An 11,839-nucleotide genomic window follows, 5' to 3' on the forward strand; every position below is an offset into this window, starting at 1 on the left:
ATGCCGTTTGAATCAAAAAAAAATAATTACCTTTGAATGAAATACGTAGATCAATATTTTTTTAAAAAATGGAACAAACCGTACCATCATCAAATCCGACCGCCACACCGGCCTATGCTGGTTTTTGGTGGCGTTTCCTGGCTTACCTGATCGACGACATCATTTTATCCTTTGCATCGGCCATTGTATTGATTCCCATCTGGGCAGTGATGGGATTTGGCATTTTCGCAGCCGGGAAATGGGAAGGCATTGACTGGGACTTCGACTCCGGGGTGGATCCCAGTGCCTGGGGATTCATCGGATCCATCATTGGATTATCCTTACTGACCGCCTTACTGGCTGTGGCGATTGAATGGCTGTATTTCTCCCTGATGGAATCCTCAAAGTATCAGGCTACGCTGGGGAAAATGGCCGTAAGTGCCAGGGTGACCGATCTGGAAGGCAACCGGATCTCCTTTGCCCGTGCAACCGGGCGGTTCTTCGGCAAGATCATTTCAGGGATGATCCTGATGATCGGGTACATTATGGCTGGCTTTACGGAGAAAAAGCAGGCCCTGCATGATATGATGGCCGGTACGCTGGTGATCAGGGAACCTAGATGAGGAAGCGCATCTTCTTCAAAAAGGGATGACATCCCTTTCAATTCAGGTTCTGACTTTCCTTACGGAATCAAGGATCGTTCCATCCACCCATTTGACAACAGCAACGATCTCATCTTCAAGATCGGGTTTTGTTGGAATGCCGCATATGTTCTCGGCTTCATTTTTGAGCTGACCGATGGACTTCAGAGGCAGATCCGATCCCTTCATCTTCTCCATCAGGTCTTTTCTCAGGGGATTGATGGCAATGCCGCGTTCCGTGACAACGACATCGATCAGCTCCCCGGGTCCGCACAGGGTGGTCACCTCGTCGCGAATGACCGGAATACGGTCCCTGAACAACGGAATGGGCAAAATGGTGCATTTTGAAAAAAGACAGTTCTGCCATCCGCCGATACCGTGAAGCAGGTAGCCGTCGGAATGGGTCACCACATTGGCATTGAAATTCACATCCACCTCGGTGGCACCCAGGATGACCACGTCGATCATGCTGGCAAAATTGCCTTTGCCGTGGTAATTGTAGCTCGTGAATGGGCTCGTGTTCACATGGTGTGGATTTTCGCGCATAGAACGAACACCATCCAGGTCAAAGGTCTGCCCGTCAAGAATGTAATCTCCCAGACCTTCCTCAAGCATCTGCACGAGGTACCTGTTGCTGCCGCCGCGCATGAAACGGGCTTTCATCTTCCGTTCCCTGAGCAGGTCGGCAAAATAGATACCGATGGACAAAGCCGTACCGCCAGCTCCTGCCTGGAAGGAGAATCCATCCCTTATGATCCCGGCCTGGTCGCAGAACCGGGCGGTCATTTCAGCGATCAGCAGCCGGTCGGGACTGCGTGTGATCTGTGTCGTTCCCGAGACAATCTTCTCCGAGATGCCAACTTTATCCACCTTCACGGTGTAATCCACGTAATTTCCGTGGATCTGCCAGGGGATGCACGGGAAAGGCACCAGGTTATCGGTCACAACGATCACCCGGTCGGCATACTGTGAGTCAGCAAGGGCGAATCCCAGCAATCCGCAGGCAGCCGATCCGTCAACGCCGTTGGCATTACCGAAGGGATCGGCCGTGGGGGCCGCAATGACCGCAATGTCAATGTGTACATCGCCATCCTGGACAGCCTGGTAACGGCCTCCGTGAGAGCGCAGCACCCCCAGGCCTTTCATTTTACCCTCCGAACAAAATTTCCCGAGCGGGCCGTTCATGCTGCCTTCGATCCGGTGAATGGTGCCATCCTCCAGGTATTTGATCAGGGGAGCATGGCACGGAAAGGAAGCCGAGGGGAACCACATAAGGTTTTTTACACCAAGCTCGTGGGCAATATCGAAGATCTGATTGGCGATCAGGTCACCGTCACGGAAATGATGATGGGTCGAAATCGTCATCCCATCACGGAGCCCGCATTGGATGAGGGCGTCACGAAGCGTGGGCACCAGTTTGTTTCCGTCGGAAGGATAATCGGCGCAGGTTGCGATCGGGGGAGCAGCTTTGGTACCGGTTGGTCTATATTTGCCTACTCCCCTATAGGGCACCTGCTTTTTGCCGTTAACGATCGCCGGTACGATCCTGCCTGCGGCATTGGTCACGAGATGATCATATTTTTTCATTCTGCTTTCCTCCAGTTTTGTGATAACTTACCCATACTGACCGCTGTGGCAATGGTTTTCAATGCCCGTTTGACGACAGGCGGATCGATCATTTTTGAACCCAGCGACACCACGCCCAATCCTTTTGCTTCGGCTTCATCAAAAGCCGTGACGATCCTTTTTGCTTTTTCGATCTCCTCGATGCCCGGAGCATAGTTTTCGTGGATCACCCTGATCTGCCGGGGATGGATGCATCCCATGCCGTCGTAGCCCAGTGCTTTTGAGCGAAGGACGGTTTGCCGGAGACCTTCCGTGTCATCCACGTCAGAAAACACGGAATCGATGGCCTGCAGTCCGGCTGCGCGGCAGGCTGTCACCAGCTGGCAGCGGGCGAAAAAGGATTCGGTTCCCTCCACGGTGCGACGCGTGCCAAGATCGGCCGTGTAGTCTTCCAATCCGATGGCCATGGCTACCACATTTTCAGCTGCCGTGGCAATCTCATAGGCTTTGACCACACCCAGGGCGCTCTCGATGATGGGCATCAGCCAGATCTGGGTCTTTATGCCCAATCTGTCACCAATGAGCCGTATGCGCTCGTTCACCTGTTGAATCTGCGTTGCACTTTCACACTTGGGAACAAGGATCAGGTTGACATTGTGCGGGACGAGGAATTCCAAATCATCCAGGCCTTTTGGCACCTGGTTGATGCGGACCATCCGCTCCGCTCCGTAAAAATTCAGTTGCAGCAGTGCATTCCTGACCACAAAACGGGCTTCGTATTTCCGGTCGTGAGCCACGGCATCCTCCAGGTCAAGAATGATGCCGTCAGGGTGATGGATCCCTGCATTGATCATCAGGCTGGGTGTGTTCCCCGGTAAATAAAGCCTGGATATGCGCTGCCTGTCCCTCTGCGTCTGGTAACGGTTCTCAGGGATCAGTTCCATAAGGTACTCCTTGTCAGACGGGATCAGCAATCTCACTGCGGCCTCGATGCGTGCTGCCAGCACAAAGGGCAGGGCTCCGCTATCTTCAATGGTCAGCTGTGCATCCGTGATGCCATAATAGGTCAGCATTTCCCCGGCCAGATCACTGATAGCCTTACCGTATAATGCTTTGACCTTACTCAGGGATTGTATGACCAACCCACCCGTCTCTGTAAGTTCAAGGGTGACGAAACAATCCGAGCGTACCCGCTCTCCTTTGTTTCCCACCTGCGCGATCGTGTTGTTCATATGATTATAAGGTTATATGTTGCAAGTCACAAACTACAAGCTGCAAGCCTATTTATAAATATTTCATCCTACATTCTTTATCCTTCATAATATATCTCTCCGCTCCCATTGTGCCTCCAAAATTAGTCATTTCTCCCCCTAGCCACAGATCTAATGAAAAAATTCAGAATGTATCTTATGTAATTTATTGAAATACTGGCAAATAAGCCATTCACAATCTCCTTTTTCATAGTATTTTATTGATCATGGCTCAGAAAAATTGAAAATGGAATAATTATTGGTAAAACAGCCGCCGAAAATTTATATAGAAATTTTTCTAACGGGAAAATTTTTATGTAATTTTGCCGAAAATTCATGTGTAACTTTTAATCCTTAAAAATTATTCATTATGAAGAAGTTAGTTTATTTGTTTGCATTTCTGATGGTCAGTGGCCTTTTTTTCATGAGCTCCTGCACGGATGAAGAAGAGGGTGATCTAAAACCGACCGTCAACTTCAAAGGTGGTGCAGGATATGTCAGTGAGGATATCACACTGGATACGGAAGAAGACTTTACCATTGGACTCACGGCTGCCTCCAATTCTTCCTCCGGTGCCAATCTGTCACTGCTGGAACTCACCCGGGTCTATAACAATGCGACCTGGTTTACATGGGATACAGCCATCAATGTCTCCTATTACAGTATTGACATCACCCTGACATCGCTCAATGTGGAAGGAACTGAGAAAATAAATATCAAGGTAACGGATAAAGACGGACAGTCAAGTGAAATTTCGCTGAACATCACTACCGAAAGTTCTGCCGGTCCGATCACTGCCTATGATCAGAAGATCCTCGGATCCTATCAGAGTTCAACGGGTAGTTCTTTTGCATCGGTCGACGGCACCATTTATTCACTGGCAGAAGCCAAAGCCAACCAGAGCAAGGTCGACTGGCTGTATTTCTACGGAGCTGCGGATCTGGCAACCCTGGCTGCTCCTGATGATGCGCATGCAGCCCTTGTTTTCAACAATGCCACCAACGGACTCCAGACATGGACCACCAAAAATGCGACACGCCTAAGAAAGGTAACCACCGCCATTGACTGGAATGCCATCACTGATGACTCCATCATTATGCAGGAAGCTGCCACAGAACCTGATCAAACACGTATTGCTACCCTTGCCGTTGGTGATGTGCTTCTTTTCAAGACCGTAACCGCAAAATACGGGATGATCAAAGTCAACAACATTGCAGTGGGTGCTGATGGAACCATTGATATTTCAGTAAAGGTTCAGCAATAACCTGCTCTTATATTACATTGCATTATCCAATCTAAAGAAGCTGTCCCGGAATTGGGCCAGCTTCTTTTTTTTTATACATTTGTGGTAAGGTCCGGGCTGGAAAGGTAAGGAAGCCGCTTTGGGTCAAGTCATAGGTAATATGGAGTTCAACAGACAGCAGGCAAATCGTTCCGTGAAAAAGAAGGTCCATTTCATCATCAATCCTGTTTCCGGAACAGGAAGACACGATGACCTGGTAACGGCCATTGACCAGAACATGGATGCAGACCGTTATGACTGCACGGTTAGCGTCTCCGACTCTCCACGCCACGCCATTCAACTTGCCGTACAGGCCATCGAAGCTGATGCGGATGCCATTGTCACTGCCGGGGGGGATGGATCTATCAATGAAATTGCTCAAACCATCGTCGGGAAAAAGATAGCCCTCGGTATCATTCCGTCCGGATCCGGTAACGGACTGGCCCACCATCTCCGTATTCCCTTCCGGATCAACAAGGCATTTGAGGTGATCAATGCCTTCAGGGTCAAAACGATCGATACCCTTCAGGTTAACGGGAAAACCTGCGTCAGCATTGCCGGAGTAGGATTTGACACTGTTGTGGCACAGAAGTTCCAATTGGACGCACACCGAGGCTTTCAGGCGTATTTCAGGATCATCCTCAGCGAATACCCGCTTTATAAACCCCGGAAATATACGCTCTGGATCGACGGTGTCAAACACAGGGAAAAAGCCCTTTTCATTAGTTTCGCCAATTCCAGTCAGTTCGGGTACAACGCCTATATTGCTCCCCGCGCCGAGGTGGACGATGGATGGATGGAAGTGTGCGTGGTACGTAAGGTACCCATGGCAAAAGTAGCCCTTGTGGTCAACTTGCTGTTCCTGAAACAAATTGACAGGTCGAGATACGTCCAGATCATCAGAGGAAAACACGCAATTTTGAAGGGGAACAACGAGGGTCTGGTCAACGTTGACGGTGAAATAGAGCCTCTGGGCGACGAGCTGGAAATTGTGGTAAACCCCCTGTCACTCGATGTGATCGTTCCCTGAAATAAAATTTATCCCATGAATGAAAGTTCTGCCTTATTAGCCGACAAATTCGACGTGATCGTCAAAGAATGGCTTCTTGGAAAAGGATTGACCGAATACAACGCCAATCTGCTCAAGGAAGTGATTGAGGTTCTGGTTATCCTTTTGTTTGCCACCATTGCCTTTTTTATCATAAAGAAGATCCTTATTGTTATCTTTCACCGCATCACGAAAAAGACACCCACCAAATGGGATGACATCCTTTTCCGGAAAAAATTCTTCAACCGGCTCTCGTACCTGATCCCTGCCTACATTGTCCTGCAACTGATCCCGCTGGCTCTGACTGAATATTCAAGGCTGTCCCTGGTCCTGATCCGGGGGGTGGAAATCTATATGCTGGTCGTCACGAGCCTCATCTTCAATTCCTTTTTGAATTCGGCCGACAGGATCTATCAGGATTATGAAATGGCAAAGTCACGGCCCATCAAGGGGTACCTCCAGGTTGCCAAAATGGTCATTTATATCATCATAGGTATCCTGATCTTCTCCATCCTGATCGGGAAATCTCCCATTGCCCTGCTGGCGGGAATGGGAGCGATATCTGCCGTACTGATGCTGATCTTCAAGGATCCCATCCTGGGCTTTGTCGGAGGCATCCAGCTGGCTGCCAACGATATGCTTCATAAGGGCGACTGGATCACCATGAGCAAATACGGAGCTGATGGAACCGTGCAGGATATTTCGCTTACCACTGTGAAAATCCAGAACTTCGACAAAACCATCGTCACCGTGCCCACATATTCGTTAGTCTCCGATTCGTTCCAGAACTGGCGCGGTATGGAAGATTCAGGCGTCAGGCGAATCAAGCGATCGGTTTATATTGACATTCAAAGCATCAAATTCTGCACTCCGGAAATGCTCGGGCGATTCAGAAAATTCCAGAACGTGGCCCACTATGTTGATGAAACTGAAAGGGAAATCCAGGAATATAACCGCCAGTTTGGAGTAGATCCTTCTGCACTGCTCAATGGCCGCAGGCAAACGAACATCGGCGTGTTCAGGGCATATCTTCTGGGCTATCTCAGGAACAATGATCAGATCGACACTGAGATGACCATGATGGTCCGCCAGCTCCAGCCCACCGATACCGGGCTTCCCATCGAAATCTATGCCTTCAGCCGGATCCAGGAATGGGTACCCTACGAGAATATTCAATCCGACATTTTTGATCATGTCCTGGCAGCCGTACCCCTGTTCGACCTGCAGGTATTCCAGAATCCGACGGGGAGCGATTTCAGGGCACTGAAATCGTAAATCCTAAATTCCAAGCACTAAATTCCAGGCAAATCCCAAATTCCAGGACCCAACAGTCAGTTTGGAATTTGGGCTTTGGGCTTTGGGATTTGCGAAACTTGATCAGCACAGTGAAATTACTGTTATCAAATAAAATAAATGTCGGAACCAACATTGTCTGACTTTTTTTTTATTTTTGATGTCCTATTCAAAGCAAAAACACTTTCCCATGAAAAACGAGATGAACAACATCATTCTGGTCCCGACGGATTTCTCGGAGATCTGCGATAACGCGATCAGCCAGGCCGCTGAAACTGCTAAAGTCCTGAAGTACAGGTTAGCCCTACTTCACGTGATCAATAAGGACACCATGGCCTATTTAAACAAAGTGAACCTGGGGATTGGTGCCATCACGGAAAAACTTGAAAAAAGAGCTACTGAAATCCGGTCGAAATACAAGCTTGAAGTGGAAATCAAGGCACTGGAAGGCAGCATCTTCACCACCATAAGCGAAGTGGCCGCCGATATCGGGGCTAACCTGATTTATCTCGGCACCCATGGAAAAGTCGGCATGCAAAAACTCACAGGAAGCTTTGCACTCAAGGTGATCGCCAGTTCACCGGTGCCCGTGATCGTCGTCCAGAAACGACCACCCAGGAAAGGATTTAAAAATATCGTCCTGCCGGTCACAAGCGATGCCGGGCCATGGGAAAAAACAAAATGGGCGGTGTTCATCGCACGGCAATTCGGAGCAACGATCCATATCTTCCAGACCAGCACCACCGATGAAAGTGTCATCGAGGCTGCCAAGCTGATGGATGGGTACTTCAAAAAGAACAAGGTCAGGCATACGTATATGATCCCCGGGAAAAGCTCAGGATTCTCGGGTGCTGTCATTGATTATGCCACTTCCATCGATGCGGATCTGATCATGATCATGACCAATCCCGATGCCAATTTCACAAAGTTCCTGCTGGGGACCTACGATGAAGAAATGATCTTCAACAGCTCCCAGATCCCGGTGATGTGCATTAATCCAAGGAAGTTCAGTTATCAGATCCTGGGACTCTGAGTCTGATCGGCAGCGGAGCGAAGCGACGTTCCGACGAAAGCCGGGATCAGCAGTCAGCAGCATGTCCCGAGGAGCATAGTGACGAAGGATCAGCAGCCAGCAGTACAACATATGACCACGAATGGCGCGAGGCACGCAGCGCCGAGCAAATGACCATGAATAACCATTTATAACGCGAGGCCCGAAGGGCCGAGCTAATGACCACCAATCACAGCGCAGCGTAATAACCGGTTTCCGAAGCCATCTTCTTCGCAGCAGTCCTCGATGGGATCGCCTTTCACCGTAACATCGATCCGGATCACTTCCCCATCGAAAAAAATAAAACAGTTGATCATTGAAAAATTCTGTCATATCAATCAGAAAAATCATGAGCACTAATCTCTTTGTCACCATATGTCTCCTTGCATTCTTCCTGATTTCTTTTCAAGAAGGAAAATCCCAGAACCCCGATGCCACGGAGATTGTCAAACGCGCCCAGGACAAGGTCAACGGATTATCCAGCAAAGGAACCATGACAATGACGATCGTCAGGCCCGGGTGGTCACGGGAAGTGACCATGAAAGCCTGGTCGCTGGGTACCGATTTCTCCCTGATCTACATCACCTCACCCGCCAAGGATGCCGGCCAGGTATTTTTGAAACGTTACAACGACATGTGGAACTGGATGCCTTCCATCAACCGCATGATCAAAATACCCCCTTCGATGATGGGACAATCCTGGATGGGGTCCGATTTCACCAACGATGACCTGGTGAAGATGAACTCCATGGTCGACGACTACCAGCATCACATCATCGGTAATGAAGTCATCAACGGGTATGCATGCCATATCATCGAATTGATTCCTAATCCGGAAGCAGCAGTCGTCTGGGGTAAAATCCTGGTCTGGATCTCCAAAACCGAATATTACGAGCTGAGAGCGGAATATTATGACGAGGACGGCATCCTGGCAAATTATATGACATCCGGCGAAATAAAGCTGATGGGCGATCGGATGCTTCCTTCAAAAATGGTCATGATCCCGATGGACGCTGAAAAAGAAGGGCACGAAACCCGTCTTGAAATGATGGATACACAGTTCAACATTAAGATCGGGGAGGAATTCTTCTCACAGCAGAATATGAAAACGGTTCGTTAAAATCAGTAAAATGGGATGAATCAGGAATTCAAAATAGCGTGGAGAAACCTCTGGAGGAACAGACGCCGCACCATCATCACCTCCGCATCTGTTTTCTTTGCCGTTTTCTTTGCAGTGATCATGCGATCGTATCAGCTCGGAGCCTATGATCACATGATCAACAATTTTATTGAATCGTTCACGGGTTATCTTCAGGTACAACATGAAAAATACCAGGATAATCCCTTAATTGATTACTCCTTCGATCAGAATGATGCGACAGTGGCTGAAATCCTGAAGGTTAAAAATGTCGTTTCCGTTGCGCCCCACCTCGAATCCTTTACGCTGGCCTCCAGCGGAACCCAGACAAAAGGAGTGGCTGTCATAGCGATTGATCCTGTAAAGGAAAAAAACTTTTCAGATCCTGAAGGCAAACTGGTAAAATACAGGATCACTGATAATGCAGTGCAACAACTAAAGGATGGAAGTGCGCTGCCGGATGATGTTCTTGAAAAGGTGAAAAAAAACCTTGGCAGGGCTTATTCGTCCCCGCTCAGGCTTGAGCGTGAACTGGCTCTTTCCGCTGAAGACAATGAACTTCATATGCCCAAGATACTTCAATGCGCTGAAATATCCAACGGATATCTGGCAGGCGATGACGAAGGGATTCTTGTGTCCGACCGGCTGGCGGGCTATCTGAAAGTCGCCGCGGGAGATTCGGTGATTCTGATGGGCCAGGGCTATCACGGAGCCTCAGCAAACGGGATATTCCCGGTAAGGGGAATCATCAAAATGCCTTCTCCCGAAATAGACAATAAATTGATCATTATGACGATACCTGCAGCTCAAACATTCTTTGATGCAGATGGTAAAATAACCTCACTTGTCGTTAACCTTACCGATAAATCAAGCCGGACGATCCGAGCAGCAAAATCAGGGATAAACGCACTCCTGCACGATAAAAACACAACAGCCAAAACCTGGTACGAGCTTAATCCAATCATGTACCAGCAAATCAAGGGTGACAGTCAGTCAGGGATCGCCATGCTGGGAGTTCTTTACTTTATCATCTTCTTCGGTATATTCGGCACGGTCCTGATGATGGTTTCCGAGAGAAAAAGGGAATTCGGCGTACTTGTGGCCATCGGGATGCAGAAAACGAAACTGAAAAGGGTTTTCACCATTGAAATGATCCTGCTTGGCACCATTGGTCTGGTCGGCGGATTACTGGCCAGTGTACCGCTGATCACGTATTTCTGTTATCATCCCATTGTTCTGAAAGGGGAACTGGCCAGCATGATGGAGGATTGGGGATGGGAAGCCATTATGCCCACCGCGCCGATTGGTTCCTATTTCTACTGGCAGGCTGTGGTTGTGCTGTTCATGGTGGCACTGGCAACGATCTACCCTTTGCGACAAATTGGGAGGCTGAAGGAAACAGAGGCGCTCAAAGGTTAAAAATATAATGCTATGATCTGGTCGGTCGCATGGAAGAACATATGGCGCAATAAAAAAAGAAGCCTGGTGGTGATCTTTGCCGTAACCCTTGGCATCATTGCCGGAGTGCTGCTTGTGGGGATCATGGAAGGCTGGTTCAGGGAGCGCCTTGACAGTGCAATATATAATGAAGTATCCCATATCCAGATCCATAACAAGGAATACGTCAAAAACGAGGAGATCAATCTTACCGTAAGAAATCCTGACGAGACCGCCCAAAGCATCGATTCCCTGCCAGGACTTTCCGCCTGGGTTAAAAGGACCAAAATAATTGCAATGGCCAATACACCCTGGGCAAATACGGGCGTGCTGATCTATGGAATTGATCCGGAAAAAGAAAAGAGCATCACCAACATCTACAAGAAAATCGTAACGGATGGCGGAAGATACCTGACTGCTCAAAATCCCGGCGACATCCTGATCAGTGATAAAACGGCCGAAATCCTGAAACTGAAGCAATACCTGATCAGTGACAGCATCATCCGGGAGCTGGCGGTAAAAAAAGTTCCGGCCACGGTCCTTGCAAAGCTTGAAACCCTCAAGGATAAGCGGTTCAGGTCGCCCAAGGACTTCCGTGAAGTCCTGAAGAAAGAATTCAGCAAGAAGGAGCTGGACAGGTACGGGCCGCTGATCACTGAAAAGGCGCTGGATTACAGGATCAGGAATAAAATCCAGATTTCAATATCGGATAGGGAAGGTAATCCGATCCAGGGTATTTTCAGGGTTTGCGGTATCTATAAAACAACGAATACAGGGTTTGACCAAACCGCAGTTTTTGTCAATGCAGGTGAACTGGCAAAGCTTTATGGGGGTGATGATCTTCTTACCCACGAAATTGCAGTTTTACTCGACAACATGGATCAGGCGGAGGTCATGAAGGAAAAACTGAGTCACATTTCCGGCGAAAATACCGTCAGAACCTGGAAAGAGCTGGCTCCGGATGCGGCCATGATGAATGATTTCATGATCATTTACTATTTCATTTTCCTTGGCATCATCATGCTGGCACTGGCATTCGGTATCATCAACACCATGCTGATGACCATTCTTGAGCGGACCAAGGAGCTGGGGATGCTTATGGCGATCGGGATGAACCGCAGAAGGATCTTTGGCATGATCATGCTGGAAACCAT

11 protein-coding genes are annotated in these 11,839 nt (G+C 48.7%); 8 read left to right on the forward strand and 3 right to left on the reverse strand.

The features are described from left to right. The first annotated feature begins 68 nt into the window (after window positions 1-68). On the forward strand, window positions 69-602 hold the full coding sequence (locus tag PKI34_11785) for an RDD family protein (protein ID HNS18488.1): 534 nt from the start codon (window positions 69-71) through the stop codon (window positions 600-602). Window positions 603-644: 42 nt separating this feature from the next. Here PKI34_11785 and PKI34_11790 read toward each other — a convergent pair whose 3' ends face one another. Together PKI34_11790 and PKI34_11795 are read right to left on the reverse strand one after the other, a co-directional pair. Then, complete coding sequence (locus tag PKI34_11790; protein HNS18489.1) at window positions 645-2,207, reverse strand: citrate lyase subunit alpha; 1,563 nt, start codon at window positions 2,205-2,207, stop codon at window positions 645-647. Continuing rightward, window positions 2,204-3,418, reverse strand: a complete 1,215-nt coding sequence (locus tag PKI34_11795) for an aldolase/citrate lyase family protein (protein HNS18490.1) — start codon at window positions 3,416-3,418, stop codon at window positions 2,204-2,206. Before PKI34_11795 ends, PKI34_11790 begins: the two co-directional genes overlap by 4 nt. A 388-nt stretch (window positions 3,419-3,806) precedes the next feature. Here PKI34_11795 and PKI34_11800 point away from each other — a divergent pair, with 388 nt between their 5' ends. From PKI34_11800 to PKI34_11815, 4 genes are all read left to right on the forward strand, one after another. Further along, window positions 3,807-4,700 carry a hypothetical protein gene (locus PKI34_11800; GenBank protein HNS18491.1) on the forward strand — a complete coding sequence of 298 codons (894 nt, stop codon included), beginning with the start codon at window positions 3,807-3,809 and terminating at the stop codon, window positions 4,698-4,700. 139 nt (window positions 4,701-4,839) lie between these two features. Beyond that, a complete protein-coding gene (locus PKI34_11805; protein HNS18492.1) occupies window positions 4,840-5,748 on the forward strand; it encodes a diacylglycerol kinase family protein in 909 nt (302 codons plus the stop codon). A gap of 15 nt (window positions 5,749-5,763) precedes the next feature. Continuing rightward, window positions 5,764-7,041 (forward strand): mechanosensitive ion channel, encoded by a 1,278-nt coding sequence (locus PKI34_11810; protein ID HNS18493.1) that lies wholly within the window; start codon window positions 5,764-5,766, stop codon window positions 7,039-7,041. A 208-nt stretch (window positions 7,042-7,249) separates the two neighbouring features. Next, window positions 7,250-8,092 carry a universal stress protein gene (locus tag PKI34_11815; protein ID HNS18494.1) on the forward strand — a complete coding sequence of 281 codons (843 nt, stop codon included), beginning with the start codon at window positions 7,250-7,252 and terminating at the stop codon, window positions 8,090-8,092. 194 nt (window positions 8,093-8,286) lie between these two features. Here the strand turns inward: PKI34_11815 and PKI34_11820 are convergent, their stop codons facing one another. After that, on the reverse strand, window positions 8,287-8,427 hold the full coding sequence (locus PKI34_11820; protein ID HNS18495.1) for a hypothetical protein: 141 nt from the start codon (window positions 8,425-8,427) through the stop codon (window positions 8,287-8,289). Between the two features lie 32 nt (window positions 8,428-8,459). Between PKI34_11820 and PKI34_11825 the strand changes: the two genes are divergently transcribed. The 3 genes from PKI34_11825 to PKI34_11835 form a co-directional block, all read left to right on the forward strand. Continuing rightward, on the forward strand, window positions 8,460-9,230 hold the full coding sequence (locus tag PKI34_11825; GenBank protein HNS18496.1) for an outer membrane lipoprotein-sorting protein: 771 nt from the start codon (window positions 8,460-8,462) through the stop codon (window positions 9,228-9,230). Between the two features lie 15 nt (window positions 9,231-9,245). Then, entirely contained in the window at window positions 9,246-10,667 is a 1,422-nt protein-coding gene (locus PKI34_11830; protein ID HNS18497.1) for an FtsX-like permease family protein, read from the forward strand. Window positions 10,668-10,679: 12 nt separating this feature from the next. Continuing rightward, the coding region (locus tag PKI34_11835) for a hypothetical protein (GenBank protein HNS18498.1) at window positions 10,680-11,839 on the forward strand (1,160 nt) is incomplete at its 3' end.

The sequence above is a fragment of the Bacteroidales bacterium genome (assembly GCA_035342335.1).
Classification (GTDB): Bacteria; Bacteroidota; Bacteroidia; order Bacteroidales; family JAGONC01; genus JAGONC01.